General features: G+C 73.0%; 20 protein-coding genes and 1 tRNA gene. 16 read left to right on the top strand and 5 right to left on the bottom strand.

Features of this window, described 5'->3' with window-relative positions:
• Positions 1-83 precede the first annotated feature (83 nt).
• Together DEJ16_RS01275 and DEJ16_RS01270 are read right to left on the bottom strand one after the other, a co-directional pair.
• Positions 84-163: transfer RNA gene (locus DEJ16_RS01275), tRNA-Leu, on the bottom strand.
• A gap of 102 nt (positions 164-265) precedes the next feature.
• Complete coding sequence (locus DEJ16_RS01270; RefSeq protein WP_110823719.1) at positions 266-1534, bottom strand: MFS transporter; 1269 nt, start codon at positions 1532-1534, stop codon at positions 266-268.
• Positions 1535-1576: 42 nt separating this feature from the next.
• Here DEJ16_RS01270 and mnmA point away from each other — a divergent pair, with 42 nt between their 5' ends.
• The 9 genes from mnmA to DEJ16_RS01225 all read left to right on the top strand — a co-directional run bounded on the left by mnmA (position 1577) and on the right by DEJ16_RS01225 (position 14551).
• The gene (gene mnmA, locus DEJ16_RS01265; RefSeq protein WP_110823720.1) at positions 1577-2683 is read left to right on the top strand and encodes a tRNA 2-thiouridine(34) synthase MnmA; all 1107 of its coding nucleotides are present in this window, start codon (positions 1577-1579) and stop codon (positions 2681-2683) included.
• A 75-nt stretch (positions 2684-2758) separates the two neighbouring features.
• Positions 2759-5173, top strand: coding sequence for an NAD-dependent DNA ligase LigA (gene ligA / locus DEJ16_RS01260; RefSeq protein WP_110823721.1), 2415 nt, complete (start codon positions 2759-2761; stop codon positions 5171-5173).
• Positions 5174-5353: 180 nt separating this feature from the next.
• The gene (locus DEJ16_RS01255; protein ID WP_110823722.1) at positions 5354-6697 is read left to right on the top strand and encodes an alpha/beta hydrolase; all 1344 of its coding nucleotides are present in this window, start codon (positions 5354-5356) and stop codon (positions 6695-6697) included.
• 183 nt (positions 6698-6880) lie between these two features.
• Positions 6881-9142 (top strand): transglycosylase domain-containing protein, encoded by a 2262-nt coding sequence (locus DEJ16_RS01250; RefSeq protein ID WP_110823723.1) that lies wholly within the window; start codon positions 6881-6883, stop codon positions 9140-9142.
• Between the two features lie 137 nt (positions 9143-9279).
• Positions 9280-9579, top strand: coding sequence for an Asp-tRNA(Asn)/Glu-tRNA(Gln) amidotransferase subunit GatC (gatC, locus tag DEJ16_RS01245; protein WP_110823724.1), 300 nt, complete (start codon positions 9280-9282; stop codon positions 9577-9579).
• Between the two features lie 8 nt (positions 9580-9587).
• Positions 9588-11135, top strand: coding sequence for an Asp-tRNA(Asn)/Glu-tRNA(Gln) amidotransferase subunit GatA (gene gatA, locus DEJ16_RS01240; RefSeq protein ID WP_110823725.1), 1548 nt, complete (start codon positions 9588-9590; stop codon positions 11133-11135).
• Positions 11135-12637, top strand: coding sequence for an Asp-tRNA(Asn)/Glu-tRNA(Gln) amidotransferase subunit GatB (gatB, locus tag DEJ16_RS01235; protein WP_110823726.1), 1503 nt, complete (start codon positions 11135-11137; stop codon positions 12635-12637). The genes gatA and gatB overlap by 1 nt, the downstream gene beginning before the upstream one ends.
• A 136-nt stretch (positions 12638-12773) precedes the next feature.
• Positions 12774-13862 (top strand): type III polyketide synthase, encoded by a 1089-nt coding sequence (locus DEJ16_RS01230; protein ID WP_110823727.1) that lies wholly within the window; start codon positions 12774-12776, stop codon positions 13860-13862.
• A complete protein-coding gene (locus tag DEJ16_RS01225; protein WP_258365738.1) occupies positions 13859-14551 on the top strand; it encodes a methyltransferase domain-containing protein in 693 nt (230 codons plus the stop codon). The genes DEJ16_RS01230 and DEJ16_RS01225 overlap by 4 nt, the downstream gene beginning before the upstream one ends.
• Before the next feature lie 96 nt (positions 14552-14647).
• Here the strand turns inward: DEJ16_RS01225 and DEJ16_RS01220 are convergent, their stop codons facing one another.
• Complete coding sequence (locus DEJ16_RS01220; RefSeq protein ID WP_110823728.1) at positions 14648-15700, bottom strand: zinc-dependent alcohol dehydrogenase family protein; 1053 nt, start codon at positions 15698-15700, stop codon at positions 14648-14650.
• An 80-nt stretch (positions 15701-15780) separates the two neighbouring features.
• Here DEJ16_RS01220 and DEJ16_RS01215 point away from each other — a divergent pair, with 80 nt between their 5' ends.
• Together DEJ16_RS01215 and DEJ16_RS01210 are read left to right on the top strand one after the other, a co-directional pair.
• Positions 15781-16710 (top strand): DUF3097 domain-containing protein, encoded by a 930-nt coding sequence (locus tag DEJ16_RS01215; RefSeq protein ID WP_110824003.1) that lies wholly within the window; start codon positions 15781-15783, stop codon positions 16708-16710.
• A gap of 195 nt (positions 16711-16905) precedes the next feature.
• The gene (locus tag DEJ16_RS01210; protein WP_110823729.1) at positions 16906-17559 is read left to right on the top strand and encodes a spermidine/putrescine ABC transporter substrate-binding protein; all 654 of its coding nucleotides are present in this window, start codon (positions 16906-16908) and stop codon (positions 17557-17559) included.
• On the opposite strand, the gene DEJ16_RS01205 is transcribed toward DEJ16_RS01210, so the two are convergent.
• The gene (locus DEJ16_RS01205) at positions 17556-17984 is read right to left on the bottom strand and encodes a DUF3054 domain-containing protein (RefSeq protein ID WP_110823730.1); all 429 of its coding nucleotides are present in this window, start codon (positions 17982-17984) and stop codon (positions 17556-17558) included. The genes DEJ16_RS01210 and DEJ16_RS01205 overlap by 4 nt on opposite strands.
• A gap of 93 nt (positions 17985-18077) precedes the next feature.
• On the opposite strand from DEJ16_RS01205, the gene DEJ16_RS01200 reads away from it, so the two are divergent.
• From DEJ16_RS01200 to DEJ16_RS01185, 4 genes are all read left to right on the top strand, one after another.
• Positions 18078-19649, top strand: coding sequence for an inositol monophosphatase family protein (locus DEJ16_RS01200; RefSeq protein WP_181419401.1), 1572 nt, complete (start codon positions 18078-18080; stop codon positions 19647-19649).
• A gap of 99 nt (positions 19650-19748) precedes the next feature.
• Entirely contained in the window at positions 19749-20504 is a 756-nt protein-coding gene (locus DEJ16_RS01195; RefSeq protein ID WP_110823732.1) for a hypothetical protein, read from the top strand.
• Positions 20505-20559: 55 nt separating this feature from the next.
• On the top strand, positions 20560-21678 hold the full coding sequence (locus tag DEJ16_RS01190) for an ATP-binding cassette domain-containing protein (RefSeq protein WP_110823733.1): 1119 nt from the start codon (positions 20560-20562) through the stop codon (positions 21676-21678).
• Between the two features lie 71 nt (positions 21679-21749).
• The gene (locus tag DEJ16_RS01185; RefSeq protein ID WP_110824004.1) at positions 21750-22529 is read left to right on the top strand and encodes an ABC transporter permease; all 780 of its coding nucleotides are present in this window, start codon (positions 21750-21752) and stop codon (positions 22527-22529) included.
• 42 nt (positions 22530-22571) lie between these two features.
• Here DEJ16_RS01185 and DEJ16_RS01180 read toward each other — a convergent pair whose 3' ends face one another.
• Positions 22572-24302, bottom strand: a complete 1731-nt coding sequence (locus tag DEJ16_RS01180) for a long-chain-fatty-acid--CoA ligase (protein WP_110823734.1) — start codon at positions 24300-24302, stop codon at positions 22572-22574.
• A gap of 53 nt (positions 24303-24355) precedes the next feature.
• Here DEJ16_RS01180 and DEJ16_RS01175 point away from each other — a divergent pair, with 53 nt between their 5' ends.
• A complete protein-coding gene (locus tag DEJ16_RS01175) occupies positions 24356-25294 on the top strand; it encodes an oxygenase MpaB family protein (RefSeq protein ID WP_110823735.1) in 939 nt (312 codons plus the stop codon).
• Positions 25295-25483 lie beyond the last annotated feature (189 nt).

Below are 25483 nucleotides of genomic sequence, written 5' to 3'. Positions count from 1 at the left end.
TGTCCTGGCCATCCGTCGTCAGGCTGACGTCGATCGACGAACGCCGGCTTCCGGACCGGGACCGTCGGTCCCTCGTCACCCGGTGCGGAAGGAGGGACTCGAACCCTCACGCCGAAGCACAGGAACCTAAATCCTGCGTGTCTACCGATTCCACCACTCCCGCTGGCCGCACCAGTGTACGCAGGAGGGCCCGTGGCGGAGCCGCAGTGGGTCACCCGCCGGCCGGCCGGCCACCCGCGGCGGGACACCGCCGGGGCGGCGCCGCTCAGCGCAGCGTGCGGGGCAGGTAGCGCGGCACGTAGCGGAGCAGGACGCCGGCACCGACGAGCCCGAGCACGCCCATCACCCCGCTCGCGACCGCGATCGTCGCGACCGCGGTGACACCCGAGATGACGAGCGGGGCTGCCGCGGAGCCGACGTCCCCGGTGAACCGCCACGCCCCGAGGAACGGTGCCGGACGGTCGGCGGGCGCGAGGTCGGCACCGAGCGTCATGAGGATGCCGGAGCCGACGCCGTTCGCGAGCGACATCGCCATCGCCACCGCGACGAACCAACCGACCCGGGCGTCGAGGTGGTCGCTCCCGGCGAGCAGGAAGTAACAGACGCTCAGGCCGAGCATGCAGGGCAGGGCGCTCGCCAGCCGGCCCCACCGGTCCATGATCTGGCCGCTCGTGTAGAACAGCGCGAAGTCGACCGCCCCGGCGATGCCGATCACGAGCGCGGCCGCCGAGTCGTCGAGTCCGACGTTGACCGCCCAGAGCGGCAGGATCACCTGGCGGCCCGCCCGCATCGCGCCGATGAGCGCGGCACCGCTGCCGAGCCGGACGAGGACCCTGTGGTGCTGACGGAGGGTGCGGAACAGCCCCTCGGACTCCGCCTGCACGAACTGCTCGCCCTCGTGCTCCGCGGGCGCTGGCCGGGAGGCGCGGCGCGGCCACTGCAGGCCGCGCGCGCCCGTCGCCGGGTCGCGGATGACGAGGAGCACGACGGCCGCGCCGAGACAGCACACGACGTGCACCCAGAACGCGCTCTGCGTCGTCCCCGTGAGGTGCACGACGCCCGCGGCGAGGAACGGGCCGACGAAGTAGCCGAAGCGGAACACCCCGCCCAGGCTCGACAGCGCGCGGGCCCGGATCCGGAGCGGGATCGCGGTGGTCATGTAGGCGTGCCGGGCGAGCGCGAACACCGCCGTCGACAGGCCGACCAGGAAGACCCCGACCGCGAGCACGACCGGGTTCGGCGCTGCCGTGCAGACGAGCAGGCCGACGACCGACACGACCGCGGCGCCGATCATCGCGTTCCGTTCGCCGATCCGCGCGACGACGACCCCGGAGGGCACGTCGCCGATGAGCTCGCCGACGAGGATGAGGGACGCGACGAAGCCGGCGATCGCGAGGCTCGCCCCGAGGGAGTCCGCGGCGATCGGGATGATCGGGATGATCGCGCCCTCGCCGATCGCGAAGAGCGCCGCGGGCAGGAAGCCGGACAGCAGGACGCCACGGAGGTCGAAGCCGTCGTTCGGGGTGCTCGTCATCGTCGAGCAACGGTACGCCGGTGTCGGAGTTACCCTGGACGCATGCGTGTTCTGGCGGCGATGAGCGGTGGGGTCGACTCGGCGGTGGCCGCTGCCCGGGCGGTCGACGCCGGCCACGACGTCGTCGGCGTGCACCTCGCCCTGAGCCGGATGCCGGGCACCCTCCGGACCGGCAGTCGCGGCTGCTGCACCATCGAGGACTCGATGGACGCCCAGCGGGCCGCCGCCGCACTCGGCATCCCGTACTACGTGTGGGACTTCTCGGCGCGCTTCAAGGAGGACGTCGTCGACGACTTCGTGGCCGAGTACCAGGCGGGGCGCACCCCGAACCCGTGCATGCGGTGCAACGAGCGCATCAAGTTCGCCGCGCTGCTCGAGAAGGCCCTCGCCCTCGGCTTCGACGCGGTCTGCACCGGGCACTACGCCTCGATCGTCACCGGCGCCGACGGCTCGCGCGAGCTGCACCGCTCGGCGGCGTGGGCGAAGGACCAGTCGTACGTCCTCGGCGTGCTGACCGCCGAGCAGCTCCGGCACGCGATGTTCCCGCTGGGCGCCACCCCGTCCAAGGACGAGGTCCGGGCCGAGGCGGCGGCGCGCGGGCTGACGGTCGCGCAGAAGCCGGACTCCTACGACATCTGCTTCATCCCGGACGGCGACACCCGCGGCTGGCTGGCGGACCGTGTCGGCACCGCGCCCGGCGAGGTCGTGGAGCGCGACGGAACAGTGGTCGGCTCCCACGAGGGCGCCACCGGGTACACCGTCGGACAACGTCGCGGCCTCGCACTCGGCCGTCCCGCAGCCGACGGCAAGCCCCGCTTCGTGCTCGAGATCCGACCGAAGGACAACACCGTCGTGGTCGGCCCGAAGGAGGCCCTCGACGTCGCATCGCTCTCCGGCACCCGGTACACCTGGGCGGGATCGGCCCCGTCCGACCCGTCGACGCCGTTCCGGTGCGACGTGCAGATCCGCGCCCACGCCGACCCCGAGCCCGCGACCGCACGGGTCGAGGACGGCGCCCTCGTGATCGAGCCCGACGAGCCCCTGTCCGGCGTCGCACCGGGGCAGACCGCGGTCGTGTACGTCGGCACCCGGGTGCTCGGGCAGTGCACGATCGACACCACGGTGTCGGCCGCTCCCGTCCCCGCCTGATCCGGCGGTCCACGCCCCCGGACGGGCGCACCGCTGCTGCGCGCGGCGTCGGTGGAGCACGGTAGAACTGACTGCATGAGCGAGACCGACGCGACCTTCGAGACCATCGACCCCGCGGGGCTCGACGCCGCGCAGGCCGCTCGGGAGGTCGACCGGCTCCGCGCCCGTGTCACCGAGCTGCGTCACGCCTACTACGAGGGCAACGGTTCCCCCGTCGCCGACGCCGAGTACGACGCGATGATGCGCCGGCTCGACGCGATCGAGCAGCGCTTCCCCGAGCTGCTCACCGAGGACAGCCCGACGCAGACCGTCGGCGGGCAGGCCCAGACGACGCAGTTCGCGCCGGTGGAGCACGCCGAACGCATGCTCAGTCTCGACAACGTGTTCAGCCCGGAGGAACTGACCGACTGGGCGCTCAAGGTCCAGCGGGACGCCGGGACCGAGCGCGTGCGGTTCCTCACGGAGCTGAAGATCGACGGCCTCGCCATCAACCTGCGGTACGAGCACGGCCGGCTCGTCTCGGCGGCGACCCGTGGCGACGGCGTCGTCGGTGAGGACGTCACCGGCAACGTCCGGACGATGGGCACCATCCCCGACCGGCTCGCCGGCACCGGACACCCGCCCCTCGTGGAGGTCCGCGGCGAGATCTTCTTCCCGGTCGCGCAGTTCGACGAGCTGAACGCCCGGCAGCGCGACGCCGGCGAACGCGTGTTCGCCAACCCCCGCAACGCAGCAGCGGGCTCCCTGCGCCAGAAGGAAGAGGGCAAGTCCCCGGCGAAGCGCGAGCTCATGGTCGACCGCCTCCGCCGACTCCGGATGCTCGTGCACGGCATCGGTGCCTGGCCGGTGCGGGACCTCGAGCGGGACACCGACGTCCGCGCCCAGTCCGAGGTGTACGAGCTCCTGCACGAATGGGGACTGCCGACCGGCACGCACCACCGCGTGTTCGACTCGATCGAGGACGTCCTGGGGTTCGTCACGGACTACGGGGAGCGCCGGTCGGCGGTCGAGCACCAGATCGACGGCATCGTCATCAAGGTCGACGACCTGGCCCTGCACGAGGAGCTCGGCTCGACCTCCCGCGCGCCGCGCTGGGCGATCGCGTACAAGTACCCGCCGGAGGAGGTCCACACGAAGCTGCTCGACATCGTCGTGAGCGTCGGACGGACCGGGCGCGCGACACCGTTCGCGTCGATGGCCCCGGCCGAGGTCGCCGGCTCGGTCGTGCGACAGGCGACGCTGCACAACCAGCAGGTCGTCAAGGCGAAGGGCGTGCTGATCGGCGACACCGTCGTGCTCCGCAAGGCCGGCGACGTCATCCCCGAGGTCCTCGGCCCCGTGGTGGAGCTCCGCGACGGCACCGAGCGCGAGTTCGTGATGCCGACGGACTGCCCCGAGTGCGGTACCCCGCTCCGTCCGGCGAAGGAGGGGGACATCGACCTCCGCTGCCCGAATGCGGAGAGCTGCCCGGCGCAGGTGCGCGGGCGGGTGGAGCACATCGCATCGCGCGGGTCGCTCGACATCGAGGGCCTCGGTGAGGTCGCCGCCGCCGCCCTGACCCAACCGGTGTACCCGGAGACGCCGCCCCTGGTGACGGAGGCCGGGCTCTTCGACCTGACGATGGAGGACATCGTCCCCATCGAGGTCATCGTGCGGGACGCCGAGACCGGCATGGAGAAGACCGAGGACGGCGGCGCCCCGAAGCGCGTCACCCCGTTCAGCCGGGCACGCAAGAAGACCGACCCGCCGTTCGACCCCGAGGCCCGCGGCGCCGACTACACGGGGGAGCCGGGCCGCTACCCCTCGAAGAACGCGTTCGAGATGCTCGCGAACATCGACGCCGCGAAGACGAGGCCGCTGTGGCGGATCCTGGTCGGCCTGAACATCCGGCACGTGGGACCCGTGGCGGCCCGCGCGCTGGCGAACCACTTCGGGTCGCTCGACGCGATCCGGTCCTCCTCGCGGGAGGACCTGGCGGCGGTCGACGGCGTCGGCGGCATCATCGCGGACGCCCTCCTCGACTGGTTCGAGGTCGACTGGCACCGCGAGATCATCGACCGGTGGACCGCGGCCGGCGTGCAGCTCACCACCCCCGGCCACCCGGGCCCGGGCGCAGCCGTCGCCGAGGGCGGTGTGCTCAGCGGCGTGACCATCGTCGCCACGGGATCGCTGGAGGGCTTCACGCGGGAGGGCGCGATCGAGGCGATCATGGCCGCGGGCGGGAAGGCCGCGTCGAGCGTCAGCAAGAAGACCGACTTCGTCGCTGCCGGGCCGGGTGCGGGATCGAAGCTGACCAAGGCCGAGCAGCTCGGTGTGCGGGTCATCGACGCGGCGCAGTTCGCGGTCCTCGTCACCGAGGGGCCGGCAGCGCTCGCCGATGCGGCCCCGGACGACGCGGTGCCGGACGACGCGGTGCCGGACGACGCGGTGCTCGACGACACGGCGGCGGCCGTCGCGCCGACGGACGACGCGGAGAAGCCCGCGACCTGATGCGGACGCATGCACACCGGAGCGGGATCCGGCTGCTGCGACGCGCCAGGGTGTGTCCCCAGTACGGGGGGCAAGTTGCATCCCGCATGACCCCCGAAGGGCCGTTCTCCATACACTCGACAGCGCATCACCTGTCGTCTGCAGGGGAACGACAGGCTGGCCTTCCAGGGGGAGACCCGTTTGCTGCTCTTCGCCGCGGCGCTGCTGACCGCCTCGATGCACTCGCAGGGAGTGGTCGAGGCCCCGGCCGTGCGCGCCGTCGCCGTCGTCCAGGCGACCTCGTCCGCGCCCATGCGACACGCACCTCCCGAGCAGGGACGGGACGGAGCCGTCGACGCTCTCGCCGACGCCACCGGGCAGCGCTGGCTCGAGGCGCTCGCGGCGGCACCGCCGACCGTCCTGCGCGCGGCCGACGCCGACGGCCGGGTCCTGACCACCGCGATGGACGACCCGCCCACCAGCAGCACGGTGACGGCGTGGTGGTCGGCGCTCTCACCCGCGACGCGGACCGTCCTCACCGACGACGCCCCGGCGGTCGTCGGCAACCTCGACGGGGTCCCCTTCGACGTGCGGGACGCGGCGAACCGAGCGGTGCTGACGTCGGAACTCGCCGACTCGCAGGCCCCGACGGCGCTGGCCGCGATGCTCGGACAGGTGCAGGAATCGCTCGAGCAGGAGCCCGGCGACCCGCGCAAGTACCTCGTCACGCTGGACACGCGGGGGAGTGGTCGGTGCGCGATCTCGGTCGGTGACATCGGGACGGCCGGGCACGTGTCGGTCGTCGTCCCGGGCATCTTCTTCACCGTGAACGGGCAGATGGCGGACTTCACCGCGACCGCCGGTGACGTGTACCGGGAGCAGGCGACCGTCGCCCCCGTCGCTGCACCCGCGGACGGACCCGGGGTGGCGGTCCTGGCCTGGATGGGCTACCGCACGCCGGGCATCTCCGACTTCATGTCGCTCGACCTCGCGCACCTCGGGGCGGACCGACTCGTCCGGACGCTCGACGGCATCCGCTCCGTCCGCACCGGCCACGAGCCGCGGCTCGGCGTCGTGGCGCACTCGTACGGGTCCACCACGGCGATGATCGCACTCTCCTCGGGGCGGGTCACGGTCGACAGCCTCACCATGCTGGGGTCGCCCGGCAGCGCGGTCACCACGGCCGACCAACTCGCGGTGACCCCGGGGCAGGTGTACGTCGGCGGAGCGCACTGGGACCCGATCGCCGGGACCGGCTTCTTCGGGACCGACCCGGGCCTCGCCGCGTTCGGGGCGGCACGGCTCGACCTCCTCGTCGCGGACGACCCGGACGGAGGCGGCGACGTGTTCCGACAGCCGTTCGGGCACAACGACTACCTCAAGCCGGGCACCGCGTCGCTGCACGACGTGGCGCTCATCGCGGTCGGACGGGGTGACCTGGTTCGTGGTGAGCACCACGAGGGCGACGGCCGGCACGGCGGCATCGTCCAGGCGACGCCGGACATGTACCTCGTCCGGCCGCAGGACCTCCAGCCGCGCGACTGACGACCACGGGGTCGGCGGACGTGACCGGATCGTGATCCTAGGGTGCGCTGGGAGGCGATCCGTGCCTCCCGGCCGCACCGTCGGGGCGGGTGCGAGCCGGTCGTGCGCCTTCCTGTGCGGCCGCGCAGTCCCGGGCCGGCGCGCAGCAGACCGGACCCAGCACCGCTCCCTACCGTCCTCGACATGCGGATCGCGCGCTGGCCGGGGGCCTTCCTGATGTTCGTCGTCATGTCCGTGCTCGCCGGGCTGCTCGTCGCCGTCGCGGTGACGCCGACGGTGGCGGTGGCGGGCGAGGGAGCCTCGGGTGCCGCGGAGTTCTTCGAGGACCTGCCGAGCTACCTCGACATCCAGACACCGCAGCAGCTCTCGACCGTCTACGCGAAGCAGGGCGGCAAGGACGTGCCGATCGCCTCGTTCTACGCGGAGAACCGCACGGACGTGACGTCGTCGCAGATCGCCGACAGCCTCAAACAGGCCGCGATCGACACCGAGGACCCCCGGTTCCGCGACGAGGGCGGCATCGACGTCGTCGGCACCATCCGCGCCGCCATCGCCGACGCCCTGCACGCGGGTGTCCAAGGCGGGTCGAGCATCACCCAGCAGTACGTGAAGAACGTGCTCGTGCAGCAGTGCGAGCAGCTCACCGGCAAGGACCCCGCGTCCACCAAGACGAAGGTGGACGCCTGTTACGACGAGGTCGCCGGCCAGACCAAGGCCCGGAAGCTCCAGGAGATCCGGTACGCGATCGCGGTCGACCAGAAGTACACGAAGGACCAGGTCCTGACCGGGTACCTCAACATCGTCGGCCTCGGCGGGCGTGTCTACGGTGCGGAGGCCGGTGCGGAGTACTACTTCGGCGTGCACGCGGCGGACCTCTCCCTCGTGCAGTCCGCGACCCTGGTGGCGATCCTCAACAACCCGTCGTACCTGCGCATCGACGAGCCGGACAGCACCGCGAACGGTGCGGCGAACGGGTACCGGCTGACGAAGGTCCGGCGCGACTACGTCCTGCGCCGCATGCACGCCCACGGCACGATCTCGGCGGCTGCCCTGCGGAAGGCGGTCGCGACGCCGATCACACCGCGGATCACCGACACCGCGAACGGGTGCTCGAGCGCCGCGACGAAGTACGATGCGGGGTACTTCTGCGACGCCGTGCGGTCACAGCTGCTCGCGGACCCGGCGTTCGGGAAGACGGCCTCGGACCGGATCGCGACCCTCGACACGAAGGGGCTGTCGATCCACACCTCGCTCGACCTCGACCTGCAGCACACCGCGCAGGCGGCGCTGTCGTCGTACGTGCCGACCACCATGGCGGGCGTCGACGCCGGTGGGGCGAACGTCACCGTCGAACCCGGGACGGGACGCGTGCTGTCGATGGTGCAGAACACGGACTACACGCAGTCGGACGCCCCGACCGCCGGTGCCACGGCGGTGAACTACAACGCGGACCAGGCCGTCGGCAGCTCGGGCGGCTTCCCGACCGGTTCCACCTACAAGGTCTTCACACTGGCGGACTGGTTGGCGAACGGACACACGCTGTCGCAGTCGGTGTCGACGACCGAGCACACGTTCCCGCAGTCGGAGTTCACGAACTCGTGCGTCGGTGTCGGCGGTGCGCCGTGGCAGGTCGCCAACGCCGAGCAGGTGGAACCGACGATGAGTGTGCTCGCGGCCACCGTGGAGTCGATCAACACCGCGTTCGGCGCGATGGCGAAGCAGCTCGACCTGTGCGGCATCCAGAAGACCGCCGAGGCGATGGGCATCCACCAGGCCGACGGCAGTGCACCCGACTCGAACCCGGCGTCGGTCCTGGGAACGAACCCACTGTCGCCGATCGACCTCGCCGAGGCGTACGCCGGCTTCGCGAACGGCGGCATCGTCTGCACGCCGACCACGATCGACTCCGTCACGACCGCCAGCGGCGGCACGATCCGACCGACCCCGCCCACGTGCTCGCGCGGCGTCAGCGCCGAGGTCGCCGGCACCGTCGACTACGCGCTCCAGGGCGTGCTGTCGGGGAAGGGGACGGCCGCGAGTGCGAACCCCGGCGACGCGGTGCCGAAGTTCGCGAAGACGGGCACGACGGACGGTGACGAGCAGAACTGGCTCATCGCCTCGTCGACGAAGTACACGAACGCCACGTGGATCGGCAACGTGCAGGGCCACGTCCGGTTGGCGGACTGGCCGTTCCTGCAGGGGACGACCGGGTACAGCGCGAAGTTCGGGGTCGGCAAGCAGATGATGGCCTACCTGGACGGCGTCGTCGGCGGGGGGCCGTTGCCTGCGCCCGACCCGGCGCTCATCGGGTCCGCGGCGTCAGCTCCGGCTCCGGCTGCGCCAGCGGCCCCGGCCCCGGCTGCGGGCCAGGGTGGAGCGGCGGCAGCCGGGCCCGGTGGTGTGGGCACGGGGTCAGCCCCCGGGCAGGCCGCTCCGGAGCGCTGAGCACCAGGCGTCCTGCTCGGACGCCCGGCTCGGCTGCGGGTCCGGGTCCGGGTCCCGAGCCGAGGAGGGGCGTCCGACCTCCGTCCGGCCCGCCCAATAGACTGGGCGGCATTCCACGAACCGATCGACGGAGCACCATGCCTGACATCACGAGCGAGCAGGTCGCCCACCTGGCGAACCTCGCACGTATCGCACTCACGCCCGACGAGATCGAGAAGATGACCGAGGAGCTGTCACTCATCGTCGACAGCGTCGCGAAGGTCACCGAGGTCGCGACCCCGGACGTCCCCGCGACGAGCCACCCGGTCCCGCTCGAGAACGTCTCCCGCCCCGACGAGGTCGGCCAGACGCTCACCCAGGAGCAGGCCCTCTCGGGTGCCCCCGACTCGGACGGCGAGCGCTTCCGCGTGACCGCGATCCTCGGCGAAGAACAGTAGGCGGAACAGTGACCGACGACATCACCACACTGAGCGCCGCTGCGCTCGCCGACGCCCTCGTGGCCCGCGACGTCTCGAGCGTCGAGGCGACCCAGGCGCACCTCGACCGCATCGCCGCCGTCGACGGGGACGTGCACGCGTTCCTGCACGTCAACCAGAACGCGCTCGCCGCGGCCAAGTCGATCGACTCGCGCCGCGCCGCCGGGGACGACCTCGGCCCGCTCGCCGGCGTGCCGATCGCCGTGAAGGACGTCCTGTGCACGCAGGACATGCCCACCACCTCCGGGTCGAAGATCCTCGAGGGCTGGGTCCCGCCGTACGACGCCACCCCCGTCGCGAAGCTCCGCCGTGCCGGCTTGGTGCCGCTCGGCAAGACGAACATGGACGAGTTCGCCATGGGCTCGTCGACCGAGTTCTCGGCCTACGGCCCGACGCGGAACCCGTGGGACCTCGACCGGATCCCCGGCGGGTCCGGCGGCGGCTCGGCCGCTGCGGTCGCCGCGTACGAGGCGCCGATCGCCCTCGGGTCCGACACCGGTGGGTCGATCCGCCAGCCGGGCGCCGTCACCGGCACCGTCGGCGTCAAGCCGACCTACGGTGGCGTCAGCCGCTACGGCGCGATCGCGCTCGCGTCGAGCCTCGACCAGATCGGCCCGGTGTCCCGCACCGTCCTCGACGCCGCGCTCCTGCACGACGTCATCGGCGGGCACGACCCGAAGGACTCGACCTCGCTCCGCCAGGAGTGGCCGTCGTTCGCCGCCGCCGCGCGGGAGGGCCTGCAGGCTGACTCGCTCCAGGGCGTCCGCATCGGCGTCGTCAAGGAGCTCGCCGGTGGCGAGGGCTTCCAGGCGGGCGTGACGCAGCGCTTCCAGGAGACCGTCGCGCTGCTCGAGTCGGCCGGTGCGGTCGTCGTCGAGATCGATGCGCCGTCGTTCGCCTACGCGATCAGCGCCTACTACCTGATCCTCCCGGCCGAGGCGTCCTCGAACCTCGCCAAGTTCGACTCCGTGCGCTTCGGTCTGCGCGTCACGCCCGAGGGCGGGGCCACGGTCGAGGACGTCATGGCCGCCACGCGTGAGGCCGGCTTCGGTCCGGAGGTCAAGCGCCGCATCATCCTCGGCACCTACGCGCTGAGCGCCGGCTACTACGACGCCTACTACGGCAGCGCGCAGAAGGTCCGCACGCTGGTGCAGCGGGACTTCGCCGCCGCGTTCGACCAGGTCGACCTGCTCATCAGCCCGTCGGCGCCGACCACCGCGTTCAAGATCGGTGAGCGCATCGACGACCCGCTCGCGATGTACCTCAACGACCTCACCACGATCCCGGCGAACCTGGCGGGTGTGCCTGGGATGAGCATCCCGAACGGCCTCGCGCCGGAGGACTCCCTGCCGACCGGCGTGCAGCTCATGGCGCCGCAGCGCGAGGACGCCCGGCTCTACCGCGTCGGCGCGGCCCTCGAGCGGCTCCTCGAGCAGCAGTGGGGCGCCCCGCTCATCTCCCGGATCCCGGACCTGGACGCCGTACAGCAGTCCGCCGCAGAGGAAGGTGTCATCTGATGGCCAAGGACGCACTCATGGACTTCGACGAGGCGATCGAGCGGTTCGAGCCGGTCCTCGGCTTCGAGGTGCACGTCGAACTCGCGACGAAGACCAAGATGTTCTCGGACGCGCCGAACTTCTTCGGTGGCGAGCCGAACACGAACGTGACACCGGTCGACCTCGGCCTGCCCGGGTCCCTGCCGGTCGTCAACGAGCAGGCCGTGCGCTACTCGATCCAGCTCGGGCTCGCGCTCGGCTGCTCGATCGCCGAGAGCTCGCGGTTCGCGCGGAAGAACTACTTCTACCCGGACAACCCGAAGAACTACCAGATCTCCCAGTACGACGAGCCGATCGCGTTCGAGGGCGAGGTCGAGGTCGAACTCGCCGACGGCACCATCTTCCAGGTGCCGATCGAGCGCGCCCACATGGAGGAGGACGCCGGCAAGCTGACGCACGTCGGCGGTGCCACCGGTCGCATCCAGGGCGCCGAGTACTCCCTGGTGGACTACAACCGCGCCGGCGTCCCACTCGTCGAGATCGTCACGAAGCCGATCATCGGCGCGAAGGAGCGCGCGCCCGAGCTCGGTGCCGCCTACGTGCAGGTCATCCGCGACCTCGTGCGTGCGCTCGGCGTCTCCGAGGCCCGGATGGAGCGCGGGAACCTGCGTTGCGACGCGAACATCTCGCTGCGCCCCTGGGGACAGGAGGAGCTCGGCACCCGGACCGAGACGAAGAACGTCAACTCGTTCCGCGCGGTCGAGCGCGCCATCCGCTACGAGATCCAGCGCCAGGCCGCCATCCTCGCCGCCGGTGGGACGATCACGCAGGAGACCCGGCACTGGCACGAGGACACCGGCCGCACCTCGGCCGGGCGCCCCAAGTCGGACGCGGACGACTACCGGTACTTCCCGGAGCCCGACCTGCTGCCCGTCGTGCCGGACCCGGCCCTCATCGAGGAGCTCCGCGCCGGCCTGCCCGAGGCACCGGTGGCCCGCCGCCGTCGGCTCAAGGGCGAGTGGGGCTTCGCCGACCTCGAGTTCCAGGACGTCGTCAACGGCGGCCTGCTCGACGAGGTCCAGGCCACGGTCGACGCCGGTGCCGCTCCGCAGGCCGCCCGCAAGTGGTGGACCGGCGAGATCAGCCGCGTCGCCAACGCACAGGACGCCGCACCCGGTGACCTCGTGTCACCGCAGCACGTCGCCGAGGTCATCGCGCTCGTCGAGTCCGGCGACCTGACCGACCGGCTCGCACGCCAGGTCCTCGAGGGCGTCATCGCCGGTGAGGGCTCACCGGCGCAGGTCGTCGAGGCCCGCGGGCTGAAGGTCGTCTCGGACGACAGCGCCCTCACCGCCGCGGTCGACGAAGCCCTCGCCGGCCAGCCCGACGTGCTGCAGAAGATCCGCGACGGCAAGGTCCAGGCCGCCGGCGCGATCATCGGTTCGGTCATGAAGGCCATGAAGGGCCAGGCGGACGCCGCACGCGTCCGCGAGCTGGTCCTGGAGCGCGCCCAGCAGCAGTAGGGCGGGGCACTGCGAGACGGGAGGCCCGTGGCGGGATCGCCACGGGCCTCCCGTCCGTCCGCCGGCGGCTCAGACGCCAGCCACGGCGTCCGGACCATCCTGGGGACACGTCAGCGACCTGGTGACAGGATGGAGCGTGTCAGCAACGATCCGAGCCATCGGTACCGCCGTCCCGCGGACCACCCTCGGGCAGGCGGAGGTCCGTGACCTCTTCGCCGCCCAGCCCGGCCTGGGGCGGCTGGCGACCCGACTCGTCCCGGCGGCGTTCGACGCCTCCGAGGTGGAGCACCGTCACAGCGTCCTGCCCGAGCTCGACGCAGCGGCCGAGCCCGGGCCCTTCCGCGACGTCGACGGCGTGCTCGCCTCGCCGAGCACCGGGATGCGCAACGACCGCTTCCGCGAACTCGCGCCGCCCCTGTTCGTCGGTGCCGCCCGCGACGCCCTCGAACGCGCCGCCGTCGACCCGGCGACCGTCACGCACGTCGTGACCGTGTCCTGCACCGGCTTCACGCAGCCCGGTCCGGACCTGGCGATCGTCGAGGAACTCGGCCTGCCGCGCAACGTCTTCCGCCAGCACGTCGGCTTCATGGGGTGCTTCGCGGCGTTCCCGGCCCTCCGCATCGCGGACGCCTTCGTCGGAGCCGACCCGTCGGCCGTGGTGCTCGTCGTGTGCGCCGAACTCTGCACGCTGCACGTGCGTCACTCGGAGGACCCGGACCAGATCGTCGCGAACAGCGTCTTCGGGGACGGGGCCGCCGCCGCCGTCGTCACCGCGGACGGCTCCGGGCTGCGGCTCGACGCGTTCACCACCATGGTGCTGCCCGAGGGCGCGAGCGAGATGGCGTGGAACATCGGCGACGAGGGCTTCGAGATGGTCCTCAGCACCGCGGTGCCGAAGCTCATCGGCGTGCACGCGCAGGAAGCGGTCGCCCCGCTCCTCGACCCGCGCGGCTGGACCCCCGACGACGTGCCGGTGTGGGCCGTGCACCCGGGCGGTCGGGCCATCCTCGACCGCACCCAGGACGCCCTGCACCTGCCCGACAGCGCCCTGACGGCCAGCCGGACGGTGCTGCGCGAGCACGGCAACATGTCGAGCGCGACCGTGCTGTTCGTCCTGCAGGAAGCCCTGGCCGCGGGACCGACCGACGGCACCCCGGTCGTCGCACTCGCCTTCGGGCCGGGCCTGACGGTCGAGGCCGCGGCACTGACGGTGGTGGGTGCGTGACGGACCGGATCGACCTGTCCGCGCGCGCCGTCGACCTGCGCGAACTCATGGACGACCCGCACTGCGATCCGGCCACGCTCGACCGCACCTACCGGCGGTTCGCCGTCGTGAACGCGGCCGTGAGCGGCTGGCGGGCGGTGTGGCAGACGCACGTGGTGCCGGCGCTGCCCGCGACCGGACGGGCCCGCGTGCTCGACCTCGGCTGCGGCGGCGGGGACCTCGCCCGGTCGCTGAGCCGGTGGGCGCGGGGCGACGGCTTCGACCTCGAGGTCGTCGGTGTCGACCCGGACCCGCGCGCGATCCGGGCGGCCGAGCGGCTGTCCGCGCCCGGGGTCACCTTCCGGCAGCAGTCGAGCGCCGAGCTCGTCGCCGCTGGTGAGCGGTTCGACGTGGTCGTCTCGAACCACGTGCTGCACCACCTCGACGACGCCGAGCGCGACACGTTCCTGCGTGACTCCGCGGTGCTCGCCGGGTCGCGCAGCGTGCACTCCGACATCCGGCGGTCCGCAGCCGCCTACCGCCTGTACGCGATCGGGTCGGTGCTCGTCACCGCGGGGACGTTCATCCGCGAGGACGGGCTCCGCTCGATCCGCCGCAGCTTCACGGTGCCGGAGCTGGCCGCCGCCCTGCCGCCGGGGTGGCGGGCCGAGTCGGCGTCCCCGCACCGGGTCCTCGCGGTCCGGGGCTGACCCCCTCCGCACGACGGCGCAGCGTGGGCGGCCGCGGGCGATGCGTCACCGCTGCCCGGGGCCGCCCACGGTGCGTCCCGTGCGGGACACCGAGCCCTACGGGCGCAGCAGCACCTTGATCGCCCGGCGCTCGTCCATCGCGGCGTACGCCTCGGCGGCGTCGTCGAGCGGCAGTTCGAGGTCGAACACGCGGCCCGGGTCGATCGTGCGGGCGAGCACGTCGGGGAGCAGCTCCTCGATGTAGGCGCGGGCCGGGGCCATGCCGCCGCCGACCGTGATGTTCCGGGCGAACAGGAACGGCATCGGCAGCTCCGGGTCGCCCGCGGGGACGCCGACGTACCCGACGTTGCCGCCCGGACGGACGACCCGCAGCGCCTGGTCCATGCTCTCCGCGGTGCCGACGGCCTCGAGCGCGCAGTCGGCCAGGTCGCCGCCGAGCAGGTCGCGGACCGCCTGCACGCCCTCGTCACCGCGGGCTTCCACGATGTCGGTCGCGCCGAACTCGCGCGCGAGGGCCTGGCGGTCCGCGTGCCGGCTCATGGCGATGATCCGCTCCGCGCCGAGTCGCGCTGCCGCGAGGACACCGGACAGGCCGACCGCGCCGTCACCGACCACGACGACGGTCCTGCCCGGGCCGACCTCGGCGGAGACCGCAGCGTGGTGCCCGGTCGAGAAGACGTCGGACAGCGTCAGCAGCGACGGGACGAGGTCGTCGTCCACCGGGCCCGGCACGACCACCAGGGTGGCTGCCGCATCCGGCACGCGGACGTACTCCGCCTGTGCGCCGCCGAGCGGGTGACCGTACGCGTCCGGCGTCACGCCGAACGTGGAGCGGTGGTCGCAGCCGCTCGTCATGCCGTGCGCGCAGGCCTGGCAGGTGCCGTCGTTCGTGGTGAACGGGGCGATGACGAAGTCGCCGACGTGCAGGTCCGTGACCCCGTCGCCCACCTGGTCGACGACGCCGACGAACTCGTGGCCGATGGCGCGTGGCTCGGTGGTGTCGCGGACGCCCCGGTACGGCCAGAGGTCGGAGCCGCACACGCAGGCGGCGGTGATGCGGACCACGGCGTCGGTCGGCTCGATGATCGTCGGGGCGTCACGCTCCTCGACACGGATGTCGCGAGGAGCGTGGATGACTGTTGCGCGCACGGGGAGTGCCTTCCGTCGTGATGGTGGGGGACCGGCCGGTCGACGTCGTCCTGCCGCCCGTCGACAGTACGCTCGTGCGGGTGGACGAGGACCGGTACGGCAGTGACGTGCTCTCGGGCGACTGGCGCTCGCGAGGCGTGCGGAAGGTGCGGCAGGTGCCGCTCGAACGGGACATGGTGCTCGAGGACCCGGCCTCCGGCTGGGCCGGCGCCGTGGTCGGGCTCGAGGCGGGCAACGTGTCGCTCGAGGACTGGAAGGGCCGCACCCGCGCCTTCCCCTTCACGGGGCAGTTCCTGCTCGAGGGCGAACTCGTCTCCCTGACCCGCCCACAGGCACCCGTCGGCCGCGCCGCCGCCGCGGCACCGCCGGCGAGGACGAGCGGACCGGCCGGGAGGCCCGACCAGGCCCCGGCGGTCCGGCGTGCGCCCGAGGGTGGCCGCCTGCGCACCGCGTCCGGCTCGTTCGCGGTCGAGCAGCAGCGCGCCCGCGTGGCGCTGCCCTCCAGGATCATGGTCGAGGGCAAGCACGACGCCGAACTCGTCGAGAAGGTGTGGGGCGCGGACCTCCGCGTCGAGGGCGTCGTGGTCGAGGAGCTCTCCGGCGTGGACAACCTGGCCGACGTCCTCGACGACTTCCGCCCGACCCGGGAGCGCCGGGTCGGCGTGCTGGTGGACCACCTCGTGCCGGGCTCGAAGGAGTCGCGGTTCGCCGACGCCGTGATGCGCGGGAAGTGGGGCGCGCACGTGCTCGTCGTCGGGCACCCGTTCGTGGACGTCTGGCAGTCGGTGAAGCCCGCGCGCGTCGGACTGCGCGAGTGGCCGACCATCCCGCGGTCGATCGAGTGGAAGGCCGGCATCTGCCAGGCGCTCGGCTGGCCGCACGCGGAGCAGGCCGACATCGCGCGGGCGTGGCAGCGGATCCTCGGGCAGGTGCGGACCTTCGCCGACCTCGAGCCGCAGTTGCTCGGACGGGTCGAGGAGTTGATCGACTTCGTGACCGAAGCGCCATGATCACCCGCCCTCGCGAGCTCGGTCGGCGCTGGCGCCGCGCGCCGCTGGCGTGTCGCCTGAGCGGGGCGCGCGCGACTCCGTGACCGAACCGGTCTGACCCGAGCGCACCGGTCTGGCGGACCCACACCGGGCCTCCCGTCCGGACCCGCCCGGCGCCTCCGCGCGGATCCCGGGCGCGCCGCCTACGCTGGCGGGATGGACGGCATCGACGGACGCGTGCGGAACGCCGTCGACGTCTGGCTGCGCTGGCTGCCGCGGTGGCAGATCGGTTCAGCACGTCCACGCACCCGGATCTGCAGGCGCTGCACCGGGTCGCCGATCGCGGCGGCCGCTGGCTTCGGCCCGGACGTGCCGCACCCCGTCCAGCACGCGCTGATCGGGCGGATGTCGGCCATCGTCGAGGACGCGGTCGACGAGTACACCGCGCGGAACCTGCCGCTCCTGCAGCGGGAACTCGAGCGCGCCGCCGCCCGGAAGCGACGGGCCGGGTACCAGCCGGCGGAGGGACTCGAGCCCGAGTTCCAGGGTCTGGACGTCGACCCGCAGCCGCAGCCGGGTGAGCCGTTCCTGTTCACGCTCGGTGAGCTCGCCGGCACCGGCGCGAGCGAGCAGGAGCCGCGCGAGCCGCTGTCGGACGAGGCGAAGGCCGCGCTCCGGCACGAGATCGAGCTGTCCGACGAGTGCGCGCGGTCGACCGGGACGGCGGTCTGCCTGGCGCTCACGGACCACCGGGAGCGCATCGCCGAGGCGGTCGACCGTCTGGTCGAACCGCAGATCGCCGCACTCGTCTCGGACATGTTCCGCGGGCTGGACGGACCCGACGAGGGCCCGCGGGGCGGACTCTTCTAGCGCTGCGGCGTCGCCGCTCCGGTCCGGGCACCGGTCCGGCGGGCCCGGGCGCGCAGGACCAGTCGGGCGAGCAGTCGCCACCCGACCAGGAACACCCCGAGGACGATCGTCGTGACCACCACGAACGAGATCGGCAGCGGGTTCCCGTCCACCACGCCCTGCCCGGTCGCGACCCGGATGGCCAGACCGACGAACACGGTCAGGACCCACACCACGACCGCGGTCGGCCAGGTGACGAGCGGCCGGGACCACGCCCCGGACGTCACGTACGCGATCGCCCACCCCGCGAGGAACGGGTACGCGGTCGTCCACAGGCCGAGCGGCGCGAACGGTTCGCCGTGCGACCCGCGGCCGATGACGGCGAACGTCACGATGAGCACGACGTCGACGACCGCCGCGAGCCAGTTCCAGGGTCGAGTCTCCACGGCACCATCCTCGCAGGCGTTCGGGTGCGGCGGGCAGCCAGGAGTTCACCGTTCGGTCACGTGCCGTTGGGGCGGCCCTCCCACCATGGAGTGGTGACGACGCTCGAGAGCCCGGCCCCCGCTGCGACCGGGAGGCCCGGACCGCGTCCGCCGCGGGTCGTCGCCTCCCGCGGTGCCCCGCGCGTCCGCCGCGAGGACACGCTGCCCGCCGTCGCGGTCGCCGAGGCGCTCGGCGCGGACGTCATCGCGGTCGACGTCCGGCGCACCGCCGACGACGTCGCGGTGCTGCTGCACGACGAGACCCTCGGGCGGATGTGGGGCGACGGCCGCCCGGTGTCGGAGGTGTCCTGGTGCGACGTCGCCCGGCTCGGCAACGGACTCGACCGCATCCCACGGCTCGACGCGGTGCTCGAGCGACTCGACGGGTGCTCGGCGTCACTGCTGGTCCGGCTCGCCGACCCGGCCGACGCCGCCGTGGCGGTCCGCACCGTGCAGGCCGCGGCGGGGTCCGTGCCGGTCGCCTGGCGGGGGACCACCGACGCCGTGACGGCCGTGCGCGCGCTGCTGCCCGAGGCCGACGTGTGGCTGCCGTGGGACTCGCTCGGAGCGCCGACGGCTGCGCACCTGACGACGGTACGGCCCTCGACGCTCGACCTCGACGTCGCGTTCCTGACCCCGGCGACCGTCCGGGCCGCACACGCCCTGGGCCTCTGCGTGGCGGTGTGGACCGTGGACGACCCCGAGCCGACGCGCTGGGCGACCCGACTCGGGGCCGACCTGCTGCTCACCGAGGACGTCGCCACGGTGCACGCCGTGCTCGCTGCGGCGGAGCGGGACGGCTGGGTCCCGCGTCGCGAGCCGACCGAGCCCGAGGTCGCCGGACGGGCCCAGGCCCTGGCACACCGCATCGCGCACGAGGTGATCGCCTTCACCCGGGAGCACCGGATCAGCACGGACGCCGGTGACGCCGCCGCCCGGGTCCTCGACCTCGACCGCGCGATCGAGCAGCACGTCCGCGGCCGGGTCCGCGCGGTGTTCCCGGAGCACGGCTTCACGGGCGAGGAGTACGGCGTCGCGCCCGGGGACAAGCACCGGTGGTACCTCGACCCCGTCGACGGCAGCACGAACCTGGCGAACGGCGTGCCGTGGACGAGCACCTCGCTGTGCCTGACCCGTTCCGGACGACCCGTCGTCGGCGTCGTCGCCGACCCGTGGCGCGGCGAGGTGCTGGAAGCCCGCCGCGGCCGGGGCGCCACCGAGCGGGACCGGGTCCTGCGTCTCGACGACAGCCCGCGTGCCCTCGCCGGTGCGGTGGTCGGCACCGAGCTCGACGGGCACCGTCCGTGGTCGGGCTTCACCGCGTTCGTCACGGCGCTCGCCGCGCGGTCGTGCTCCGTGCGGGTGACCGGGTCCGGCACGCTGACGATCGCGCAGGTCGCGGCCGGGCGGGGGATCGGCGCGTGCACGCCCGCGTTCGACCCGGTCGACCACGGTGCCGCGGTCCTGCTCGTGCACGAGGCCGGCGGGGTGGTACTGACCCTGGACGGACCGGTGTCCGACTTCCCGCCGGTCGGGGCACCGTTCCTCGTGGCGCACCCCGGCGCCGCCGACGAGCTGGCCGCGATCTGGTCCGCGGCGCTGCTCGGTGCGGGGTCGGAGCGGTGACGCTCTGCGGCTGCTTCTGAGCACACACCCAGTCAGTCCGGGCCGGGGGTGCCTACCGTGGGCGCCAGCGGGCACGGTGTCCGCACGAAGGAGCACGTCATGGGATTCCTCGACCGTCTGCTCGGCCGCGAGGAGCGTCCGGCACAGCCACGACCCGGCGGCGGACAGCAGCAGGGGTACCAGTACGGCCAGCAGTCGTACCAGCAGCCGTACGGCGCACCGCAGCAGCCGACCGGCGCACCGCAGCAGCAGGGCGGTGGCGAGGACGAGCGCGCCGTCGCGCGCTACCGCTACCTGCTCCGCACCGCTCCGCCCGAGCGCATCGAGGAGGTGCACGCCGAGGCCTTCGCGCAGCTCACCCCGGAGCAGCGCCGCATGGTCTACGAGGAGTTCACGCGCACCGCACCCGCCGGTGAGGCCCCGCGCGGCGACGACCCCCGCTCCCTGGCCCAGTCGGCGACCCGCTCCGAGCTCCGCCAGCCCGGGTACATGGAGCGCTCGCTCGGCGGCATCGGCGGCGGCGGCGGGTTCGGCGGACGGCAGGGATCCGGCTTCGGCAGCATGCTCGGCGCCTCCCTGCTCGGCACCGTCGGTGGGTACGTGATCGGGTCCGCCCTGATGAGCGCCTTCCTGCCGGACCCCGGGTCGTTCGACGGTGGAACCGATGCAGGGGCTGCGGACGACGGCGGTCAGGGGGACACTGGTGACGGATCCGGCGACGGCGGTGCGTCCGACGGCGGCGGGTACGAGAACGCCTCCTGGGGCGATGGCGGATCCGACTTCGGCGGTTCGAACGACGGCGGCGGGTTCGACCAGGACTTCGGCGGCGACTTCGGTGGTGGCTTCGACGTCTGAGTGACGCTCCGCGCTCCACCGGCCCCTCCTGTCCAGCCGGTCACGAAGGAGCGACATGGCGATCATCGAGGCCACCGACCTCACCAAGACGTACACGTCACGGTCGGGGCCCGTCCACGCGTTGGCGGGCCTCGACCTCTCGGTGCCGGAGGGCACCGTCACCGCACTGCTCGGCCCGAACGGCGCCGGGAAGACCACGACCGTGAAGGTGCTCACCACCCTGGTCGTCCCGGACGCCGGCACCGCGACCGTCGCCGGCACCGACGTCGTCGCCGACCCGCAGGGCACCCGGCGCGCGATCGGCGTGTCCGGGCAGTACGCCGCGGTCGACGAGAACCTCACCGGGGCCGAGAACCTCGAGATGATCGGCCGGCTGTACCACCTGGGACGCCGGGCCGCGCGCGACCGGGCCCGCGAGCTCATCGACGTGTTCGGGCTCGCCGAGGCGGGGGACCGGCCCGTGAAGGGGTTCTCCGGCGGCATGCGCCGACGGATCGACCTCGCCGGGGCACTCGTGATGAACCCGCGGGTGCTGTTCCTCGACGAACCGACGACGGGCCTGGACCCGCGCAGCCGTCTCGCGCTCTGGGGGATCATCGAGGACCTCGTCGCCGACGGTGCGACCGTGCTCCTCACCACGCAGTACCTGGAGGAGGCCGACCAGCTGGCCGACGACATCGCCGTCATCGACGACGGTCGGGTCATCGCCGAGGGCACCTCGGACGAGCTCAAGGCGCAGGTGGGCGGACACCGGCTCGCGGTGACGCTGGTCGACGCCGCCGACGGGGAGCCCGCGACGGCCGTCCTCCGGCGTCACGGCAGCGGCGAGGTCGAGACCAGTGCGGACGGTCGGTCGCTGGCGGTCGCCGTCGACGCCGGGCCGGCGGCCCTGCAACGGGTCCTGGCCGACCTCGGGGCGGCCGACGTCGCGCTGCACGACGCGGGCATGCGCCGCCCCACGCTCGACGACGTGTTCCTCCGGTTGACCGGGCACGCGGCGACGGCGGACGAGGCGGAGGCGGGCGACGGGTCGGGCGCGGGCCGGGCCTCCCGGCGGGGCCGCGGAGCACCACCGACAGACGGCGGCGCCACCGGCACCGGGGCGGGGTCGCCCGGTGACCCGGACGCCGGTTCACACCTGGCGGCGGGTGCCGGACGGGAGCGGAGCCGGTGACCGCGACGTCCACCGGGTCGGCCCTCGGGCGGCAGCTGCCCGTCGTGGTGACGTCCCCGCTCGCGGTGTGGATGGAGGACGGCTGGGTCGTCACGAAGCGGAACCTCACGAAGCTCAAGCGGTCGCCGGACATGCTCGTCTTCGCCGTCCTCCAGCCGATCATGTTCGTCCTGCTGTTCAGCCAGGTGTACGGCGGTGCGATCAGCGTGCAGGGGACCGACTACACGCAGTTCCTGATGGCCGGGATCTTCGCGCAGACGGTCGTGTTCGGGGCGACGTTCTCCGGGTCGGCGATGGCGCAGGACCTGAAGGACGGGCTCGTCGACCGGTTCCGCACCCTGCCGATGTCGGCGTCAGCGGTGCTCGTGGGCCGGACGGCCTCGGACCTCGTGCTCAACGGCATCTCGATGGTCATCATGATGGTGACCGGCCTCGCCGTCGGGTGGCGGGTCACCTCGTCGCCGTTCGAGTTCCTGGCCGGCGTCGGGCTCCTGCTGCTGTTCAGCTACGCGTTCAGCTGGGTGATGGCCCTGCTCGGCATGAGTGTGGGGACGCCGGAGGTCATCAACAACGCGTCGTTCATGATCCTGTTCCCGCTGACGTTCATCTCGAACGCGTTCGTCCCGAGCGAGACCATGCCGCTCGTGCTCCGGGTCTTCGCCGAGTGGAACCCGGTGTCGTCGCTCGTGCAGGCCGCCCGGCAGCTGTTCGGCAACGCGGGGTCCGCGCCGGTGCCGGACATCTGGACGATGCAGCACCCGGTCGCCACCGTGCTCATCGGGATCGTGGTGATGCTCGCGGTGTTCGTGCCGTGGGCGGTGCGCAAGTACACCCGGATCAGCAGCACCTGACGCAGGGCTCCGGGCGGCCGCGGTGGGCCGCCCGGAGTGCTCCTAGTCGCGGTCGGTGATCGCGTCGCGCACCTTGCGGCGCAGGACCTTGCCGATCATCGAGCGGGGGAGGTCCTCGACGACCACCACGCGCCGCGGCACCTTGTACGCGGCGAGCTGGTCGCGGCACCAGGCGCGCAGGGCGTCGGCGTCGAACGAGGACGGGTCGGCGGGCACCACCGCGGCGACGACCTGTTCGTTGCCGGCCTGCGTGATGCCGACGACCGCGACCTCCTTGACGCTCGGGTGCTTCATCAGGGTGTCCTCGACCTCGGACGGCGAGACGTTGAAGCCGCCCGTGATGATGAGCTCCTTGAGCCGGTCGACGATCCGCACGAAGCCGTCCGCGTCGATCGCCACGATGTCGCCGGTCCGGAACCAGCCGTCGGGGGTGAACACCTCGTCGGTGGCGTCCGCCTTGCCCCAGTAGCCGCTGAACACCTGCGGCCCGCGCACCTGCAGTTCGCCGGACTCGCCGGTGCCGAGGACCTTCGTCTCGTCGTCGGGGTCCACCACGCGGCACTCGGTCGAGGGCAGCGGGAGGCCGATCGCGCCGAGTCGACGGGCGTCGGACACCGGGTTGGCCATGAGCACCGGAGAGCACTCGGACAGGCCGTAGCCCTCGACCAGGAAGCCGCCGGTGCGGGCCTCCCACGGTTCGATGACGTCCTGGGAGAGCGGCATCGCGCCGGAGATGCCGATGTCGATGCCCTGCAGCGACACCCCGGCCGAGTCGGCGGCGTGCTGCAGCCGCGCGTAGATCGGCGGCACGGCCGGCAGGAACGTCGGCGGGCGCTTCTTGATCGCCGCCAGCACGAGGGCCGGGTCGAACGCCGGGAAGAGCACGAGGCGCCCGGCGATGCTCATCGCGAAGGTCAGGCAGAGCGTCAGGCCGTAGGCGTGGAACATCGGCAGCACGGCGTGCACGACGCTGCCGTCACCGGCGCTGATCTGGGGGATCCAGGCGCGGGCCTGTGCGGCGTTGGCGAGCAGGTTGCGGTGGGTCAGGACGGCGCCCTTCGGGGTGCCGGTCGTGCCCGAGGTGTACTGGATGAGCGCGACGTCGTCGGTCTCCGGGCGCGGGTGCCGCTTCGACAGCTTCCGGCTCGACACCAGGTCGTCCCAGCGGGTCGTACCGGTGACCGGTGCGGTGAGCTTCGCGCGCGACTCGCGGGCCTTCGCGACCGGCAGCGAGAGCGCCAGGCGGGTGCGGCGCGGCATGGCGCGCGTGAGGTCGACCGAGACGACCGCGTCGAGGGCGAGGTCCGAGGGGAAGTCCTGCAGCGTGGCGACCGACTTGTCCCAGGCGATCGCGACCTTCGCGCCGTGGTCCTCGAACTGGTGCCGGAGCTCGCGCGGGGTGTAGAGCGGGTTGTGCTCGACCACGATCGCGCCGAGCCGCAGCACGGCGTAGAACGCGACGACGTGCTGCGGGCAGTTCGGCAGCACGAGGGCCACGCGGTCGCCCTTCGTCACCCCGAGCTTCCGCAGGCCGTTGGCCGCGCGCGCGATCTGCTCCTCGAGTTCGGCGTACGTCGTCGTCCGCGTGAAGAACTCGAGCGCCACCGCCTTCGGCCAGCGCGCCGCGGACTGCTCGACCAGGTCCGGCAGGGACCCGGTCATCGGCTCGATGTCGTGCGGCACCCCTGACGCGTAGGAGGCAAGCCAGGGACGAGGCGTGTCGATGCTCACGCGGACCAACCTAGCGGGCGGACCCGAGTCCTCGTCAGGCATGCTCCCGGGCGGACGGAGGGCGCACTGTCAGGGGCGCGACGGACCATTGCACCATGTCGTTCGTCTCCGATGCCTTCCGCACCCGTCTGCAGGCCACGTTCACGGGCAGCACCGCCGGCAGTCCGGAGTGGGTGGACGCCCTCGAGCAGGGGACCGACGCCGGCTTCTTCGGCCCGGGCTCGGCCACGTGGTCGGTGCACGGCGGCAACCAGACCATCGTCGCCGGTGTGCGCGCGTTGCTCGTCCAGGCGCTGCACCCGGGTGCGCTCGCCGGCGTCGCGGACCACTCCCGGTACAAGGAGGACCCCTTCGGTCGGCTCGCCGGCACGATCCGGTGGATCTACACCGTCACGCACGGCGACACCGCGACCGCCCGGGCGGGGAGCGAGTGGGTGCTGAAGCTGCACGAGCGGGTCCGCGGCGTGTACGTCGACGGGCACGGCGTCGGACGGCCGTACACCGCGAACGACCCCGACCTGGCGCGCTGGGTGCACCTGGCGTTCACGGACGCGTTCCTGCGCACGGCGCAGCGCTGGGGGCAGCCGATCCCCGGCGGGGCGGACGCCTACGTCAAGGAGTGGGCGGTCGCCGGTCGGCTCATGCGGGTCGCGGACGCCCCCGAGTCCGAGGCCGAGCTACGCGCCCAGATGGACGGGTACCTCGACCGCGGGGAGCTCGCGGTGACGCCCAGGACCCGGGAGGTCCTGCGCTTCATCAAGAACCCCCCGCTCGCCCAGCTGCTGCGACCGGGCTACCGGGCGGTGTACCAGGGCGCGGTCTCGACCCTCGACCCGCGGCACCGGTCGCTGCTCGGCATCCGGACGCCCGCGATCGGACCGATCGAGCTGCCCGTCGACCGGGCGACCGGGGTCGTCCTCGACGGCATCGGCAGCGTGCTCGGCACCCAGTCCGGCACCGAGCGTGCGGCGCTCGCCCGCATCGCCCGGCTGGAGCGCGAGGCGGCGGCGGAGCGGGGCATCGACGGCGCCTGACGGTCTGGCCGAGGTCGCACGCTCGGCCGTTCGGACACGTCCCGGCCGAGCGTTCGTGCGACTTCGGCGCCGCGCGGGCGGCGTGTCGTGCGACCTCGCGGGCCCGACCGGCCCGGGGTGCGGACAGCGCGTCCGGCCCGGGTGCGGACAGCGCTGGCACGGACGGGAGGCGCGGCACCAGCTGGAGCC

It is taken from the genome of Curtobacterium sp. MCJR17_055 (assembly GCF_003224335.1).
Lineage (GTDB): Bacteria > Actinomycetota > Actinomycetes > Actinomycetales > Microbacteriaceae > Curtobacterium.
The sequence above is the reverse complement of the archived record's forward strand: the minus strand, read 5'-3'. Positions and strand labels throughout refer to the sequence as shown.

Bases quoted from the DNA above. Each gene is read 5' to 3' on its own strand.
- gatC (WP_110823724.1), top strand. From the start codon at position 9,280: ATGCCTGACATCACGAGCGAGCAGGTCGCCCACCTGGCGAACCTCGCA.
- DEJ16_RS01185 (WP_110824004.1), top strand. From the start codon at position 21,750: ATGGAGGACGGCTGGGTCGTCACGAAGCGGAACCTCACGAAGCTCAAG.
- DEJ16_RS01210 (WP_110823729.1), top strand. From the start codon at position 16,906: ATGGACGGCATCGACGGACGCGTGCGGAACGCCGTCGACGTCTGGCTG.
- DEJ16_RS01190 (WP_110823733.1), top strand. From the start codon at position 20,560: ATGGCGATCATCGAGGCCACCGACCTCACCAAGACGTACACGTCACGG.
- ligA (WP_110823721.1), top strand. From the start codon at position 2,759: ATGAGCGAGACCGACGCGACCTTCGAGACCATCGACCCCGCGGGGCTC.
- DEJ16_RS01195 (WP_110823732.1), top strand. From the start codon at position 19,749: ATGGGATTCCTCGACCGTCTGCTCGGCCGCGAGGAGCGTCCGGCACAG.
- DEJ16_RS01270 (WP_110823719.1), bottom strand. From the start codon at position 1,534: ATGACGAGCACCCCGAACGACGGCTTCGACCTCCGTGGCGTCCTGCTG.
- DEJ16_RS01175 (WP_110823735.1), top strand. From the start codon at position 24,356: ATGTCGTTCGTCTCCGATGCCTTCCGCACCCGTCTGCAGGCCACGTTC.
- DEJ16_RS01250 (WP_110823723.1), top strand. From the start codon at position 6,881: ATGCGGATCGCGCGCTGGCCGGGGGCCTTCCTGATGTTCGTCGTCATG.
- gatB (WP_110823726.1), top strand. From the start codon at position 11,135: ATGGCCAAGGACGCACTCATGGACTTCGACGAGGCGATCGAGCGGTTC.
- mnmA (WP_110823720.1), top strand. From the start codon at position 1,577: ATGCGTGTTCTGGCGGCGATGAGCGGTGGGGTCGACTCGGCGGTGGCC.
- DEJ16_RS01180 (WP_110823734.1), bottom strand. From the start codon at position 24,302: ATGCCTGACGAGGACTCGGGTCCGCCCGCTAGGTTGGTCCGCGTGAGC.